We start from the raw sequence: 15619 nt of genomic DNA, 5'->3' as shown, positions 1-15619 counted from the left end.
GCGCCACAAAAAACGGCGAGCCCCGAGGCTCGCCGTTTTTTTCGCCGTGTTTATTGTTCGACAATTTTTCCGGCATGCGCCTTGCTACATCACCCTTGAGGCAAACGGACATTGCAAACCTCAGCGAACGAGATGCCAGTGGTCTGGTGTTGCGAACCAAATCAGATCATGGCCGGTCAACAACTGCACGTTCAATCAGGCGGTGACGCATCATGGACAACCCATTTCAGATCATTACCGATGCTTTCGCGCCGGACTATCAGATCAATCTGAGCATTCAGGGCCTGGACGGCAGCATCATGCTGACGCTGTCCAACGCGGGGCGCATCGTGGCCAAGCGCATGATCAGCGCCGAACAGCGCAACGATCCCGAGCGTTTGAAGAGGCTGGTGCAAAGCATCCAGTTCGGCATCGCCATCGAACAGGGCCACAGCGCCATGTCGATTCTCGAAGCCATGACCAGCGGCGCCGGGCTGACCCCGCCACCGCCACGCGTCAAGGGCCAGCCGGGCCAGGCGGCGGGCCTTTAAAGCTCGCCCTTCTCCACTTCAGGATGTTCGCTGGAGCCCGTGCCGAGCTTGCGCTGCGGGTTCTCGATCTTCACTGAGGGGAATTGCGACGAAGCGTAACGCACCACCAGGATCGCAAACGCCAGCAGCAGAATGCCGCCGCACAGGTAGATAATGCCCATGTCCGGCGGGTTGTGGTGCGAGACGTTGGAGATCAGCAGGCGCGTCAGCGCAGTGATCGCCACGTAGATCAGGAAGCGCACCGGCATGTGGTTGGTCTTGAAATAAATCCCGACCATCGCGCCCAGTTCCAGATAGATGAACAGCAACAGAATGTCATCGATCTTGATGTGCCCGACTTCGAGCATCCCGAGAAACTCCATCACCGCCGCCCACGCTGTCACCGCACCGATGGCGAACAGCGCCAGATAGTGAAAGGTTTCGACGAACAGGTTGCCCAGGGACTCGGCCAGTTGATGCACGTTACGCCGCAGTTTCTCGGCCCAATTTATTTTCACGATGAGTTTCCTTAGCCCGTTTCGGGCGGATGATGCGTATCGCACGTGACGGTTTTGCGCGCGCGCCTTGTAGCAACGGTTTTCATGCAGGTTCAGGGCCACGCATCATGGCGATCCGCCGCAAATCCCGCGCCGTGGCGTTTGGTCGCAGGCTCGCGGCTTTGCACAATCCCCGTGGGAGCGAGCCTGCTCGCGAATAGCAGCCACACCGTACCCCTGACAAACCCCAAATCCGGTCTACATTGAAAAGCCACTACCCATGGCGCAGGGATTCGCTTATCCTTTTCGCTGTATATGGATACAGTAGTCGTCAAGACAACTTAATGTGAAGGCATGTGAGGTGGTGAATGGCCGTCGAAGTGGTATACCGCAGCAGCCGAGATCTGGAGCGCTTGTTCATGGATAAAGCCGAAGCTGATCGTCATGACAAAATGCTCGAACTGGCCGAATATCTGGCCGATGTGCTGCAAAAAGCCGTTCCGTCCCTGACTGAACAGCAAGTGGAAGAAGCCGGGATCTACATGGCGAAGAATCGCGATGTGTTCGCCAGAGCGTTCAAGAGCCAGCCCGATGCGCTGTCGGAGCTGATCAATGCGCCGGCCGAGCCTGTCGAAAAAGCTGAAGCGGCAGAACCTGATGAGGCGCCGGCGAAGCCAGCCAAACCAGCGAAAGCGCCGAAGTAATTAGAAAGATCGCAGCCTTCGGCAGCTCCTGCACTCGGAATGTAGATACTCTGTTCACGGTCAAGCTTTTTGGGTGTGTTTATCGCTAAAAAGCTTGGCTGTACTGAAGTCTTCGCCTGCCCGCATGCAGGCCCATAGTCCGGTCAGGTATTTGCGCATGACTGCGACAATAGCCTGCATCTTCCTCTTTCCTCGAGCCACCAAGGCTTCGTAAAACGCTTTCACATTTGGGTCGCAACGTATGGCGGTCAGCGCAGGCATGTACATCGCTGATCGCAAATAGGCATTGCCGCCCTTACTTATCCGGCCGGGTTTATCAATGCTGGTGCCTGATTGCGTGAGTCGGACATCGAGTCCGGCATGGCGGCTGACCTGCGCTGACTTGAGCGTTACCGGTAAGGTCGTCAGTTCAGCCAGCGCCGCAAATACTGAGATCTCACCCATGCCAGGGGCGGCGATCATGTGGGCGAACTGGGCGCTCAACGTTGGGCAGTTGTCGATCAGTGCCCGACCAGCGAGTCGGAAACGCTCGATTCGTTTGTCAAAGGCGTTGATGGCTTCTTCTTCGTCTTCAATCAGCATCAGAAGAGTTGTTTGAGTGGCTTTTAGTGCATGCAGCTCGTTTTTGGCGCGGGTGCGATGACCCGTCAAACGATTGATGTGGCGACCGATAGCGCGTAGCTCAAGCTGTATTGAAGTGGGCGGCGTCCACAACCTTGGGCTCATGCGTTCGCCGTACTCAGCTAATAACTGGGCATCGATTGCGTCCGTTTTGCTGTTTTTCAGCATCAGCTTTGCAAAGTTGTGAAAACTCTTCGGATTGATAACCGAGACTGGCAAACCCGCCGCAGCGAGCTCCATGGCCAAGTCCAGGTAGTAGATTCCGGTGGCTTCCATCACCACAGATATAGGCTTGAGCTCAAGTAACTTGCCGACAGCAGCTTTGCGCCCCGCCGGTGTCTGGTCGATATTGCACTGACCTGCAAAACGGCCGCCATTGCGCCAGCCCATCGCTGTAGTGCGAGATCCCACATCCAAACCGACGTGCATGTTCATGCTTTCAACTCCAAGAGAACTGAGTTAAAAATGCTTCCTGGTTCCCCTGACCTCGAACTTCATGCCACTGCAACCTTGTAATGCGAAGTCCGACTCGTCGGCTTCTCGATACTCTTCGTGGTGGGCAATGAGGCGGGGGGACCTCTCTACATACAAGGTCAGGAGCAAGTCCTGCCTTAAGGAGCGATCGGTCTCCCCCAGAAACACATCTTCGTATGTCGCACCAGCGAGCTTAGATCTCATTCATGCTGGTGTGTGGGGAACATACAAGGAGCTGCCGAAGGCTGCGATCTTTTGCTTTCAGCGATACAAAACCTTTTCGGCCAACTCATCCGCCACCCGCGCCGGCGAACGTTTTTCCGCCTGAGCATGGGCGAAGACTTCGGTCAGCCGCGAACTGATTTTCGACAGATGCGCCGTAATCGTCGGCAACTCCTCACCGCGATGTTTAAGCGATACGTAAATCAGCCCGCCGGCATTGATCACATAATCCGGCGCATAAAGAATCCCGCGCCGTTCCAGTTGATCCGCCACATCCAGATGGGAAAGTTGATTGTTCGCCGAACCGGCCACCGCCGAGCAGCGCAGCTGTGAAACGCTGTGACTGTTGAGCACACCGCCCAACCCGCACGGCGCGAGAATGTCGCACGGCGTGCTGAGCAATGCGTCGTTGGCGATCGGGTGAGCATTGAGCTGCTCCATCGCCAGTTGCACCTTGCCGTGGTCGATGTCACTGACGAGCAACTCGGCGCCTGCCGCGTGCAGTTGCTCGGCCAGCGCAAAACCGACATTGCCAAGCCCCTGGATGGCAACGCGCAGACCTTCGAGGTTGTCGCTGCCCAGGCGCGCCATCGCCGTGGCGCGTATGCCGGCGAACACGCCCATGGCCGCATGCGGCGCCGGGTCGCCTGCCGAAGTGGTGCTGGTAACGTGGCGGGTCTGCTGGGCAATGCAGTCCATGTCCGCCACTGACGTACCGCTGTCGATGGCGGTGATATAGCGGCCGTCGAGTTGCTCGATGCAACGTCCGAAAGCCTCGAACAACGCGGCGCGATTCTCGACATGGGCCGGGCGCACGATCACCGCCACCCCGCCACCTTGCGCGAGGCCGGCGAGCGCCGCTTTGTAGCTCATGTTTTGCGCCAGGCGAATGGCGTCCTCGACCGCAGATTCGTCGTTGGGATAGGCAAGGTAACGGCACCCACCCAGGGCTGGCCCCAGATGGCTGTTATGAATGGCAATGACCGCCTTCAACCCGGTGGCCGGGTCCACGCTCAGGTGCAGCGATTCCAGGCGAGTGCTTTGCATGAGAGCGAACATCGACAGGCTCCCGAATCACTTCTTGTAGAACGCCAGTATAGGCTTGCCCCTGAAAATTGCTGGCGCACACCGGCATGAGCCGCCGAGCGGACAATGCTGCGCCGCTATAACTCGCGCTCAGTGAGCCCGGCACTGGACGAACAACCCGGACGGGGCTAAAACGAGGCATTGGAGGGAGATTCAGATGAGTGCGCGCCAACGCTTTTTCGAATGCCTGCATCGTTCACCGCCGGCCCTGCTGGAAGCTGCGCTGTGGATAAGTGCCGAGCACGACAAAACCCTCGAGCCCGAGGCATGGTTGCGCACCTTCAAGGATCTGCAACTACGCGTCAGCTATGGGCTGCCGATGCTGCCGGTCAGCGAACTGGCGCAACCGCTGTTGCGACGCATGGTCGATCTCGGTTTCGCGCAGGATGATTTCCTGCCGCTGCGCCCGCAGGCGGCGCTGCTGCATCGCGTGTTGCACACCCAACGCGGTCAGCCGTTGGCATTGGCGTTGATCGCACTGGAATTGGCGCGTGGGTTGGAGATTCCTCTGGTCGGGGTCAACTTCCCCGGACATTTTCTGCTGCGGGTACCCGGCGCCGACCACTTGCTCGATCCTTGCGGCGGGCGGCGACTGTATCCCAATGACTGCCGAGAACTGCAACGCCAATACGGGCCGAACATGCAGCTCAGCGCCGAACATTTGCTGAGCGCAACGCCGGTGCAGATGCTGCAACGTCTGTCACGCAACCTGCGCCAATTGCACCTGACCCACGACGATCACATCGCCGCGCTGATCGACGCAGAACGAGTGCTCGAACTGGGCGATGCGAAGGCCTCCGATTACATGGCCCGGGCCAGTCTGTATCAACGGCTGGATTGCCCGAACGCTGAACGCTTCGATCTGGAGCATGCGTTATTGCTCAGCGAAGACCCTATCCAGCGCCTGCGCCTGACCGAACGCCTCGGCCATCTGCCGCCCAACTCCGTCGTGCATTAACTACCTTCCGCAGGCTGCCACCATCCTTGAGGCCCACACAAACCTGTGTGGGAGCGAGCCTGCTCGCGAAAGCGGTGTGTCAGCTGAATGAAAGGCCACTGACACTCCGTCTTCGCGAGCAGGCTCGCTCCCACAGGAATTACGGGGTGTCTGGTTGATTGGCAGGATGCGCCTTGATAAACGCCGGATGTTCAGCCGCCAACGCAGCCACACGGCAAATTTTCGGATACGCCTCCAGGCTGACGTTGAACCGCTCAGCCGCATACAACTGCGGAATCAGATACACATCTGCCACGCACGGCCATTCGCCAAAACAGAAACCGCTGTCGCCGATCAACTGCTCCACCGTCGCCAGCCCTTGGCTGATCCAATGGCTGATCCACTCCACCACTTGCGCCTCATTCTGCCCCGCCTGGCGCAGGCGATTGAGCACGCTGACGTTGTGCAGCGGGTGCACGTCGCAGCCGATCACCGCCGCGACACCGCGCACCTGCGCGCGCGCCAGCAGATCATCCGGCAGCAACGGCACCTGTGGATAACGCTCTTCCAGATACTCGATGATCGCCGGCGATTGAATCAGCAGCGCACCATCATCGGTGCGCAAGGTCGGCACCCGGCCCTGCGGATTGAGCGCCAGATACGCCGGTTGCCGATGTTCACCGCCCGACGGTGCGATCAGGTTGACCGGCAACGCCTGGTAATCGAGGCCCTTCAACGCCAGCGCAATCCGCACCCGGTACGATGAAGTGGAACGGTAATAGCCATAGAGATCCATAAGCCGCTCCTGTCAGCGCGCAGCGATCACGGTGCCGCGACATTCGCCGAAGCCGATCGAGGCAAAACCGTCGCGGGCGCAGCGGGCACGCAGGATGATTTCGTCACCGTCCTCAAGGAATTTGCGCACTTCGCCAGAAGCCAGTTCGATCGGTTTCTTACCGCCCTCAGTGATCTCCAGCAGGCTGCCGAACTGACCGTTTTCCGGCCCGGACAAAGTGCCCGAACCGAACAGATCGCCGGCCTGCAACTGGCAACCGTTGACGCTGTGATGCGCAACCATTTGCGCGACGGTCCAGTACATGTAGCGGGTGTTGCTCAGGGTTAAACGATGGGCGGGCAGGTTCTGCTCGCGCATGGTTTCGGTACGCAACAGCACTTCCAGCTCGATGTCGAAGGCGCCGCCATCCTGATCGCGCTTGTCGAGCAGATACGGCAGCGGCTGCGGATCACCTTCAGGGCGGGCCGGTTGCGCCGTGCGGAATGGTTCCAGTGCTTCAGCCGTCACCACCCACGGCGAGACGCTGGTGATGAAACTCTTCGACAGGAATGGGCCGAGTGGCTGGTATTCCCAAGCCTGGATATCCCGCGCCGACCAGTCGTTGAGCAGGCAGAAACCGGCGATGTGCTCGGCAGCGTCACCGATGGCAATCGGCTCGCCCATCTCATTGCCCTGGCCGATCCAGATACCCAGTTCCAGTTCGTAATCCAGACGCGCGCATGGACCGAATACCGGTTCGGTCTGGCCGGCCGGCAGCGTCTGGCCTTTCGGCCGGCGCACGTCGGTGCCGGACGCTCGCACCGTGGAAGCGCGACCGTGGTAACCGATCGGCACGTGCTTGTAGTTCGGCAGCAGCGGGTTATCCGGGCGGAACAGTTTGCCGACGTTCTGCGCGTGCTCGATGCCGACGTAGAAGTCGGTGTAATCGCTGATCCGTGCCGGCAGGTGCATCTGGCAATCGGCAGCCAACGGCAAGAGTTTCGCGCCTTGCGCTTCGATGTTGCCACGCAGGGTGCTGCCTTCACTGAACAGTTCGATCAGGCGTTCGCGCAGGGCAACCCGCGCCTCACGGCCAAGTTCAAAGAACGCGTTCAACTGCCCGCCGTGCATGGCTTCCACCGCACTGCGTGCGACACCGTCGAACAGACCGGCCTCAAGCGCCACCTGCAAATCGAAAATGTGCTCGCCGATCGCTACGCCCGCGCGAGGCGCCGAACCGTCCAGGCTGAACACGCCCAGCGGCAGATTCTGCAAGGGGAAATCGCTGTGACCGTTGGCCGAAGCGACCCAACTGCGGGGGATGGAATTCTGTGTCATGGGTTATCTCCGGGTCGGGTCGAACGTGGCGGGCAGCGTCGCCCAGCAAGCGTCGTAACTGGGTTGCAACTGTGGGCATTCGAGGGCGAAACGACTTGGACGAAGCACCTGGCTGGTCTCGAACATGAAGGCCATGGTGTTATCGATTTTTGCAGGTGCAAGCTCGGCGTTGATCGCCCTGGTGCAGGTTTCGCCGTCCGGGCCGTGGGCGCTCATGCAGCTGTGCAGCGACGCGCCGCCGGGCACGAAGCCTTCGGCCTTGGCGTCGTATTCGCCCTGGATCAGGCCCATGAATTCGTTCATCAGGTTGCGATGGAACCACGGTGGCCGGAAGGTGTTTTCGGCGACCATCCAGCGCGGCGGGAAGATCACGAAATCGAGGTTGGCCAGACCGTGCACGCTGGTCGGCGAGGTCAGTACAGTGAAAATTGAAGGATCAGGGTGATCGAAACTCACCGTGCCGATGGTGTTGAAACGGCGCAGGTCGTATTTGTACGGCACGTTGTTGCCGTGCCAGGCGACCACATTGAGCGGTGAGTGATTGAGTTCGGTGGCCCACAACTGGCCAAGGAATTTCTGCACCAAAGTAGTCGGTTGCTGCAGGTTTTCGTAGGCAGCGACCGGGGTGAGGAAATCCCGTGGATTGGCCAGACCGTTGCTGCCGATCGGCCCCAGATCCGGCAGGCGCAGCGGCGCGCCGTGGTTCTCGGCGAGGTAGCCGCGAGCCTGTGGATCGAGCAGTTCGACGCGAAATTTCAGGCCACGCGGCAGAACGACGATTTCCAGCGGCGCCACTTCGAGTACGCCCAGTTCGGTGGCGATACGCAGGCGACCGAGTTGCGGCACCAGCAGCATTTCCCCATCGGCGTTAAAGAACACACGCTCCATTGAACGGTTGGCGGTGTAGTTATAAATGCTGATGCCGGAAGGTTTTTCGGCGCCAGCATTGGCCGCCATGCTGACCAGACCATCGATGAAATCCGTTGGCTCGGTCGGCAGCTCCAGTGGATTCCAGCGCAGGCGATTGGGCGTCACTTCACCCAAAGGTCCGCCGGCCAGTTGCCGTTCCAGTTTGACGAACGCCGGGTGGTTGGCCGACGGCTGAATCCGGTACATCCAGGTGCGCCGCGCTTCGCTGCGCGGCATGGTGAACGCGGTGCCGGAGAACAGCTCGGTATACAGGCCGTACGGGGCTTTCTGCGGGGAATTCTGGCCAACGGGCAGCGCGCCGGGCAACGCTTCAGTGCTGAATTCGTTGCCGAAGCCGGACTGGTAAACCAGGTCCTGCGCGGTTGAATCGGGGTTCATGGAGCCTCCTGAACAGGGAGTCGGCAGTGGCCCATCGCTCTGGCTCAGAGTTCTCGGCACGCCGGGGTTGTTATTATCGTAATCTGATTACGCATAACGTAATTTGCTCGCTATCCAGCGTCAAGCTATAAAGACGCCCATTCGAACCGGAACCGCCAGCCCCATGGAAAAAACCAGCGACAGCAACGGCAAACAGAAAGTCCGCTCCGCCGAAGTCGGCACCGACATCCTCAAGGCTTTGGCCGAGTTGTCACCGTCGACTTCGCTGTCGCGTCTGGCCGAACATGTGCAGATGCCGGCAAGCAAGGTGCATCGCTATTTGCAGGCGTTGATAGCCTCCGGATTTGCCGAACAGAACACCGCCACCAACCATTACGGCCTCGGTCGCGAAGCACTGCGCGTGGGCCTGGCCGCGCTCAACAGCATGGACGTGCTGAAAGTTGCCGCCCTGCCGCTGTCCGAGCTGCGCGATGAACTCAACGAAACCTGCTTTCTCGCGGTGTGGGGCAATCAGGGCGCAACCGTCGTGCACATTGAACCGGCGGTGCGCGCGGTGACGGTGGTGACGCAGTTGGGTTCGGTGCTGCCGCTGCTCAGCTCGTCCACCGGGCTGGTGTTCAGCGCTTACCTGCCGCACCGGGAAACCGATGAATTGCGCGAGCAGGAGATCGCTGTCGAGAAGCATCCCCTCAAGGACGAAAAAGCCTATGCAGCGCTGTGTGAACAGATCCGCGAACGCGGTCTGCATCACGTGCATGGTTTGTTGATGCCGGGTGTGGATGCGCTTTCTGCGCCAGTGTTCAACGCGGTCGGCCAGATCGCTGCGGTGCTGACCATCGTCGGCCCGACCTCACTGTTCCACGCCGACGAAAACGGCCCGGCGGCGCAGCGGTTGTTGGCTGCGACCCGGGCCGTGAGTTGGCGCATGGGTTACGAAAGATAAATCAGACTATGAGCGCTCGAAACGGCTCAGCGAACCGTGGTCTTGCTTAATGCAGACTCAGCCTCTTGCATCAGTGACTTGAAGAACCCGATCAGTTCATCGGCGGGGTCTTCATGGCCGGTGTAATACGTAACCAGCTCCGCGACCGTGCGGGCGTCTTCAAACAGACTGAGAAACGAGCGTTGCGCACGGGTAAGTTCTTTAGCCGGCGCCCCCGCCGCTGCAGCCTGACCCAATGTCAGCAGTCCGCTCAATACATCCTGCACATGCCCCAGCGCGGCGGAATAATCACCGCGCCGGTGCGACTGCGACGCGTCGTAGATGCTTTTCATCACCTGCACAGCCACCACCACAGTGCCTACGGGTGGCACCAGCAGGCTGACAATGTTTGCGGCCTTCAACAGATTTTCATAAACCACACTGGCGATTATTTCGTTGAGACTGGTGGTCCGTTCGTCGATGTCACTCAATACACGGCGCACTCGCTCGTCATGGAAAGTGAACAGATCGGGCAGTAACGAACGCTGCTGTGTGCGAATGACCGGTCGGGTATCAACCGTTGCGACCAGATTATCGAAGTAGTCATTGGTCACTTTCTGGTCAACCAGCAGTATCCGCTCGCTGTAATAGCTCCTGAATGGGCCTTTTCGAAAACGAATCGAAGGAATGAACTCAGCGATCGGTCGGAAGTTGACTTGATCCGGTGCGTCAGGCGTATAGAGCAAGTCGAAGAAACCTGACGACAACTTCAGTCGAAAAATATAAACGCCGCCAACCGCGCGGTCCCCAGGAGTCGTCAGACCCAGCGCGCCAATATTGAATTTGTACAGCCCGATATCACCTTCGGCGGTGCTGGTCCCTACCGACTGATAACCGCCACTCTCTTTCAGGTTATCGATGACCCCTTGGACAGCAGAGAAAGACTCTGTCGATAATCTGCCGTTGGTGAAATCGGCAAACGCATTGCGATACATCTCACAGCGGATTTTCCGGGCGTGTACCGCGCGCTTGAAAGCGTAATCAGGATGAGCCTTGTTCAGATATTGCTCTTCCAGCATCGCGCTGTATCGGTCACCAGGGCGGAAGGTTTTCGATAGCGAAGACAAATCCCGGATATCCAGTGTTTCAACGAGGGGATGTCCATTCACCAAGTAATATTTGGGGCTGTACTTGGTTTCATAGGCCGGATGATCCGCTTCGAAAGCGAGTCCCTCAAGCAAGACGTCGGTAACGCTCTTACGAAACTCTTCGGTCTGAATAATGATCTGGTCGGGATTGACCGAAATGTTGCTGCCGCGCGAACGCAACAGGTCTTCTATCTGGGCTTTCACCGCGTCATAGGTGAACTGCTCGAATGTCGGAAAACCATTGTCTCGTGCATCAACCGTGGACAGCGCCTTGAGTTCGGTTGTCAGACGCGAATAGCGCTTGCGCCCCTCAATGCCAAGCGCCCGATAAGCTGCCGGTGCAATGGCCTTGTGCAGCGCAACTTCGGCTCGGTAGGCGACATTTACGTAGTCCGCCAAAGGTGCCTTGGCGTTCAGATAAAGATCGACCGGCCGGCTATCAAGCGTGTAGCGGTAGCTCAGTTGAGTACCAGCGCTGCCAAGCAACTCACCCGCCTCGTGCAGGTAGTCGGGATGAATCATCAATGCGGCGTATTCACGATCCGCCGACAATGCCGACTCCAGCCAGCGGTTCGCCGCGTAGATATCGGAAAATTTCTGCAGTTCGAATTGCCCGTCAGCTGTTTTGACCAACATCAGCGACGGTGCGTATTCTTTGGCCGAAATCATCAGAACATCTTTCAATGCTGGGACTTGCAGCCTGATTTTCAAGCCCTGAATAGTCACCGCAGGGTCGTTGGCCATGGCTCGCGCGATGATGTTCGCATCGGTGGAATCCAGCTTCCCGGACTGGCGAGCTACAAAAACTGCAAACTCCATCTGGCTGAAGAGATAGTTGCGATAGGCCTCCTGCCAAGCAACCGACGGCGAGTATGCAAGACTGCCGGTAAACTCCAGGCGCAGATTACGATTTTCCAGCCACTGCTCGAGCGCTACTGCCGTCAGCCGACTTCCGTCGGGAGCGCCGATGATGGTCAGAGTCGCTTTGTAACCATTGTCGTGCAGACCGAAAACAAGAAACTCCGTCAGCGTCCGGGTTTCTTCCTGCTCGATGGTCCGTCCGGCAATCTGCAAAGTGTACGAGCTATGGACACTGATCGCTTCAGGATCCAGGCGTTCGTCAAAGGCCCTCTGCGCCCATGCGGAGAACGTGCGCAGCACATAGTCCTTGAAAGAAAAACACGTATCGAACGCGCTCGAATATGCAGCCTCATACTGGTCTTTGGATTCTTCAAGCTCGCTATAACGTTGTTGAACATCGCTACCAGCGGCATGCAGCCAAAGCGGCCAGTCGGTGCGCTTCAGTGCTGCCCAAAGCAGATAAAAGCGGGTGTCGATGCCGTAACGCAGCACATGCAGGCGTTGATTCTCTTGAAGCATGGAGATCAGTGGTTTTTCCAGTTGTTCCCGGCCCCTGATCAAGGATGAAACATTTTCAAGCTGACCTTTGAGGTGAGTGTCGACACAAAAGACATGAGGACTTTGCGTGGCTTTCGGGTAACTGATCTGCTCGCTACGCAGGGAAAGTCTCTGCTGAAGTTTGCTGTGCAAATCGGTATTTCTTTCAAAGAACTCGAAGCCGTTTTCCGGCGTGTGCAGCAGATAGGAAGTCGACTCGTTGACCAGTTGCATCTCTGCGACCGCACGCTCGGCGTTGTCCAGAACGAAACAGGGCTGGCGCACCAGAAGATAATCCTGTGCCGGTTGCAGGTTGACTTCAAACGCTGCGCGACCGGCATCTGCTTCCAGCAGATGAGCGAATCGCTCGCCCAATCGGGCATCGAAATTGTTGGCCATGACCGACAGCGACAGCTCTGCACCGGTGACCACAGCATAGGCCTTGATGAAAGCCTGTTTGTTCGACAGCGGTGCATTGTCGGCATGGACGGGTTTCGCTGGCGCAGCCCAGAACTTTGCGATCTCGGCTCGCAATGTTTTTTCCAGTCCGGCAGTTACAGCAGCGATCAGATCTTCAACAACAATGGTATTGAGCACCTTGACTTTGAATTGCTCACTGAACGTATCCGGCAGAACAAAAACCCCATCACCACCCATAATATAGGCAGGACTTATATGGTTATTCAGACAATGAACCGTCACCTCCCAAAGAGTGCCTGATGGCCGATTTTCATCGGCAGGGAAAGCAGGATCCGTATTGATATAGACCTTGTCGATATCAACTGTTTTGCCCAGACGCTTCAATTCACCCTCAAGCATGCTGCGCAGAATATCCAGCACGCTCGGCATGGCGTCGATGATCTTGAACAGATCTGTTTTAGCCTGTGTTGCCTTTTCCCACTCTTCCGGCCAGGTAACCTGCTCACCGAAAGAACCACGCATCAAACTTTTATATAACTTGGCCACAAACTTTCCTTACTTGATTATCCAGAGCTGCAAGTGCAGCCACCGCCGATAATTGCAAGGTAGTTTCTTTTTCAGCCGACATGAAGCTCGAACAAATTACAAAACATGCCACCCAACAACGAACACCATGTTGTGCTACTGAAATTTACAAAACTAAACCAGTATCCCCATCAACTTGGCTTTCGCCACAGCCTGGGTTCTGCGTTCTACACCCAACTTACCGTTAATCCTTCTCGCATGGGTTTTTACTGTATGTAATGAAATAAACAGTTGTTCGGCAACTTGCTGATTAGAAGCCCCTTGAGCAATCAACATCAGCACTTCCCGTTCGCGCCGACTGAGGCCAGGCGCCTGTTCATCGTTATCCCGTGGCCAGGCAGAGACCTCCTTGCCAGCCCCAGTGAGGCTACCTCGGCGTAATTCCCACTCGCGCACGGCTTGCTGCAATCGGCAACGCTGCGCCAGCGTTGCGGCTCGCTGGAACGCTTGCTGCGCCGCCACCGTGTCACCGTGCGCCTCGGCCAACTGGGCGAAGGCCAGCAACAATTCCGTTTCCGCCGCCAACATGCCTTTGGCCTGAGCGCGCTTCAACAATCGCTCAATGGTTGACAGAGCGCTTTCGTCCGGGACCGATTGCGCATTCGCGCAGGCCAGCAGGTATTCGATGCGAATAATCAGTTCGAACGTCGCGGGTGGCGCCTGCAACGCCGAAGGTCCCCGGTAATGCCGTAACAGTCGGCTCAACGCTTCTTGCGCAAGATGCGGTCGGCCCTGCTGCAACCAGAACTGGCTGCTCACCTGCAACACAACACCGCGATAGACCGTATCGGGAATCTGCCGCTGCTGCATGACCCTTTCGGCCTCGCGCAGGCGTTCGAAAGCGCAGGCATAATCGCCGCGATTGCCGGCCAGTTGAGCCTGCCCCAAATAGCCATACAAGACTCGTTTGTCTGCACTGCGCAGGCAATCTTCAAGGCCTTCGCTGAACAACTGCGCAGCCTGCGCTTCAAGGCCCATGCACAGCGCCAGTCGTCCACGCCGCAGGGCAATCCGGCCGAGCAGCGGCACGGGCAGTGTGGCGCGTTGGCGCAGCAAGTGCTCGATCTCCACCAGCAGGCTTTCGGCACGCAAAGGCGCGCCCCGCTGCTCGAGCCATTGCGCATGGTCAAGCTCAAGCAAGCCTTCGAACGGCAAGGAGCCCTGAGCCCGCGCCAGGCACAGCGCCTCGCGGTTGAGGGAATGGGCCTGATCCAGCTCGCCGCACAGTAACGCCTGCTGGGTCAGTCCCGACAGGCACATCAGACGCGCCTGCCAGGCCTCTTCAGCCAGCGCAGACAAAGCCTCCTGAAAGCAGGCGCGTGCCGGCTCCATTTGCCCTTGCAGGTGAAACAGCCATCCCTGTTGCGCCTGCCAGCGGGCCAGCAGTTGCTGCTCCAGTTGCGCTGTCGGCTGCGGCATGAAGCGGCCGAGATGAGCCAGGCATTGCCCGGCCTGTTCGAACCGGCCGGCAAACAATAAGGCGCCCGTGACCAGCACGATCAGCTGTGGTGTCATCAGGGTCAGCTGCTGGCTTTGCTGCTCGTGCAAACGCAACAGCAGGACGACGGTCTGGTCTTCGAACAAGTCTTCGAAGCCGAAATGCTGCAACAGGCTGACGGCAGTTTCGTATTCCTCGGCCAACAACGCTTGCTCGAACGCCGCTCGCCAATCCTGCGTCGCGCTGAACCACTGACAGGCGCGCCGGTGCCAGGAACGCGCACACGGCCAATGCGACTCCTGGATGATTCGCGACAGCGGGCGGAACACCTGGAGCCAGTCAGCGGATTGCTGCCATGGCTCGATAAAGCAGCCCAACACCTGCAGATCGTGCAGCAGCCGCGCGCCTTCGCCGGCGCCGAACAAATGCTCGCATAGCGGCGCATTGAACCGTGGCAGGTGAGCCAGCACACGCCATGCCTCGTCCTGCTCCGGCGTCAGGTTGCTGAACAGTTCATGCTGCAGATAATCGAGCAGAGTGTCGACACGCTGCTGCGGCTGCGGGTTTTGCGACCAGTCGCATTTCTGCAGGAGCGCCATGCGCGCCCCCGCGCACCAACCGCCAGTACGCTGGATGATACGGGTGGCGACGCGGTCCGCCTGGTCAAGCGGCAAATGGTGCAACACCGATACAACTTCATCGTGAGTCAGCGCCAGGCTGGCACTCTCGAATTCGTAGAGTTCGTCATCGAGCAACAGGCGCGGCCAGTTGCACTGCGGCCGGCGGCGAGTGCTGATCCACCAGGTGAGCGCCGGGCTGCTGACCGCCAGCAAGCGATCCAGCAGAGCATCCACAGCCGGATCCGGCAGCCGACTGTAATCGTCGATAAACAGCGACGTCGGCCTCGACCAATGGGCCAGTTCCGCCATCAGCTGCGTATCGTCAAGGCCTTCGACCAGCCCGAGCGCCCGCGTCAGACGCAGGCAAAATTCTTCGCTGCTGAGCGTCGCTCCCGCCAGCGGCAGCCAGATTGCCTCGCACTCCGCGCGCACCTGAAGAAGACATTCGGTGAGCAGTGCGGTTTTGCCGCTGCCTGCGGGCGCGCACAACAGCCTGACCCGTGCGTTCGATGTCAGCAAAGGTGCGCTCAAACGGCTGCGAGGTTGATGATGCGAAGAAAGCCTGGGCAAAAATCCGGGTCGATCCAGGCACGGGGTCATGGCGGTCATCGGGTGAG

At 58.6% G+C, this 15619-nt stretch carries 11 protein-coding genes and 1 pseudogene; 4 read left to right on the top strand and 8 right to left on the bottom strand.

The genetic code is table 11. From position 1 onward, the window contains the following. Positions 1-212: 212 nt before the first annotated feature. The gene (locus AB4N73_RS26220; RefSeq protein WP_016771632.1) at positions 213-530 is read left to right on the top strand and encodes a DUF3509 domain-containing protein; all 318 of its coding nucleotides are present in this window, start codon (positions 213-215) and stop codon (positions 528-530) included. Here the strand turns inward: AB4N73_RS26220 and AB4N73_RS26215 are convergent. Then, the gene (locus AB4N73_RS26215) at positions 527-1027 is read right to left on the bottom strand and encodes a phosphate-starvation-inducible protein PsiE (RefSeq protein ID WP_039759287.1); all 501 of its coding nucleotides are present in this window, start codon (positions 1025-1027) and stop codon (positions 527-529) included. The two genes, AB4N73_RS26220 and AB4N73_RS26215, sit on opposite strands and share 4 nt — an antisense overlap. A gap of 347 nt (positions 1028-1374) precedes the next feature. Between AB4N73_RS26215 and AB4N73_RS26210 the strand changes: the two are divergent. Then, positions 1375-1629: pseudogene (locus AB4N73_RS26210) on the top strand (YebG family protein); the annotation flags it as partial. A 141-nt stretch (positions 1630-1770) separates the two neighbouring features. On the opposite strand, the gene AB4N73_RS26205 reads toward AB4N73_RS26210, so the two are convergent. Together AB4N73_RS26205 and AB4N73_RS26200 are read right to left on the bottom strand one after the other, a co-directional pair. Next, positions 1771-2766, bottom strand: a complete 996-nt coding sequence (locus AB4N73_RS26205) for an IS110 family RNA-guided transposase (RefSeq protein ID WP_150638880.1) — start codon at positions 2764-2766, stop codon at positions 1771-1773. A 300-nt stretch (positions 2767-3066) separates the two neighbouring features. Continuing rightward, on the bottom strand, positions 3067-4086 hold the full coding sequence (locus tag AB4N73_RS26200) for a Glu/Leu/Phe/Val dehydrogenase family protein (RefSeq protein ID WP_041479665.1): 1020 nt from the start codon (positions 4084-4086) through the stop codon (positions 3067-3069). Positions 4087-4270: 184 nt separating this feature from the next. Here AB4N73_RS26200 and AB4N73_RS26195 point away from each other — a divergent pair, with 184 nt between their 5' ends. Beyond that, positions 4271-5071 (top strand): transglutaminase family protein, encoded by an 801-nt coding sequence (locus AB4N73_RS26195; protein WP_460142737.1) that lies wholly within the window; start codon positions 4271-4273, stop codon positions 5069-5071. Between the two features lie 139 nt (positions 5072-5210). Here the strand turns inward: AB4N73_RS26195 and maiA are convergent, their stop codons facing one another. Genes maiA through hmgA form a run of 3 tightly spaced genes read right to left on the bottom strand, consistent with a single transcriptional unit; the run spans position 5211 to position 8471 of the window. After that, positions 5211-5846 carry a maleylacetoacetate isomerase gene (gene maiA, locus AB4N73_RS26190; RefSeq protein ID WP_056782996.1) on the bottom strand — a complete coding sequence of 212 codons (636 nt, stop codon included), beginning with the start codon at positions 5844-5846 and terminating at the stop codon, positions 5211-5213. A 12-nt stretch (positions 5847-5858) separates the two neighbouring features. Further along, positions 5859-7163 (bottom strand): fumarylacetoacetase, encoded by a 1305-nt coding sequence (gene fahA, locus AB4N73_RS26185; protein WP_041479662.1) that lies wholly within the window; start codon positions 7161-7163, stop codon positions 5859-5861. Positions 7164-7166: 3 nt separating this feature from the next. Then, complete coding sequence (gene hmgA, locus AB4N73_RS26180; protein ID WP_323621681.1) at positions 7167-8471, bottom strand: homogentisate 1,2-dioxygenase; 1305 nt, start codon at positions 8469-8471, stop codon at positions 7167-7169. Positions 8472-8634: 163 nt separating this feature from the next. On the opposite strand from hmgA, the gene AB4N73_RS26175 reads away from it, so the two are divergent. Next, on the top strand, positions 8635-9414 hold the full coding sequence (locus AB4N73_RS26175) for an IclR family transcriptional regulator (protein ID WP_056782991.1): 780 nt from the start codon (positions 8635-8637) through the stop codon (positions 9412-9414). Positions 9415-9440: 26 nt separating this feature from the next. On the opposite strand, the gene AB4N73_RS26170 is transcribed toward AB4N73_RS26175, so the two are convergent. Both AB4N73_RS26170 and AB4N73_RS26165 read right to left on the bottom strand, forming a co-directional pair. Beyond that, positions 9441-12905 (bottom strand): dermonecrotic toxin domain-containing protein, encoded by a 3465-nt coding sequence (locus AB4N73_RS26170; RefSeq protein WP_460142736.1) that lies wholly within the window; start codon positions 12903-12905, stop codon positions 9441-9443. Between the two features lie 153 nt (positions 12906-13058). Next, positions 13059-15611 (bottom strand): LuxR C-terminal-related transcriptional regulator, encoded by a 2553-nt coding sequence (locus AB4N73_RS26165; RefSeq protein WP_460142735.1) that lies wholly within the window; start codon positions 15609-15611, stop codon positions 13059-13061. Positions 15612-15619 lie beyond the last annotated feature (8 nt).

The sequence above is a fragment of the Pseudomonas sp. S3_B08 genome (assembly GCF_054667725.1).
Note: the sequence above shows the minus strand (reverse complement) of the source record. Positions and strands in the feature narration are given on the sequence as shown.

Bases quoted from the DNA above. Each gene is read 5' to 3' on its own strand.
- AB4N73_RS26175 (WP_056782991.1), top strand. From the start codon at position 8,635: ATGGAAAAAACCAGCGACAGCAACGGCAAACAGAAAGTCCGCTCCGCC.
- AB4N73_RS26165 (WP_460142735.1), bottom strand. From the start codon at position 15,611: ATGACCGCCATGACCCCGTGCCTGGATCGACCCGGATTTTTGCCCAGG.
- AB4N73_RS26195 (WP_460142737.1), top strand. From the start codon at position 4,271: ATGAGTGCGCGCCAACGCTTTTTCGAATGCCTGCATCGTTCACCGCCG.
- hmgA (WP_323621681.1), bottom strand. From the start codon at position 8,471: ATGAACCCCGATTCAACCGCGCAGGACCTGGTTTACCAGTCCGGCTTC.
- AB4N73_RS26220 (WP_016771632.1), top strand. From the start codon at position 213: ATGGACAACCCATTTCAGATCATTACCGATGCTTTCGCGCCGGACTAT.
- fahA (WP_041479662.1), bottom strand. From the start codon at position 7,163: ATGACACAGAATTCCATCCCCCGCAGTTGGGTCGCTTCGGCCAACGGT.
- maiA (WP_056782996.1), bottom strand. From the start codon at position 5,846: ATGGATCTCTATGGCTATTACCGTTCCACTTCATCGTACCGGGTGCGG.
- AB4N73_RS26200 (WP_041479665.1), bottom strand. From the start codon at position 4,086: ATGTTCGCTCTCATGCAAAGCACTCGCCTGGAATCGCTGCACCTGAGC.
- AB4N73_RS26205 (WP_150638880.1), bottom strand. From the start codon at position 2,766: ATGAACATGCACGTCGGTTTGGATGTGGGATCTCGCACTACAGCGATG.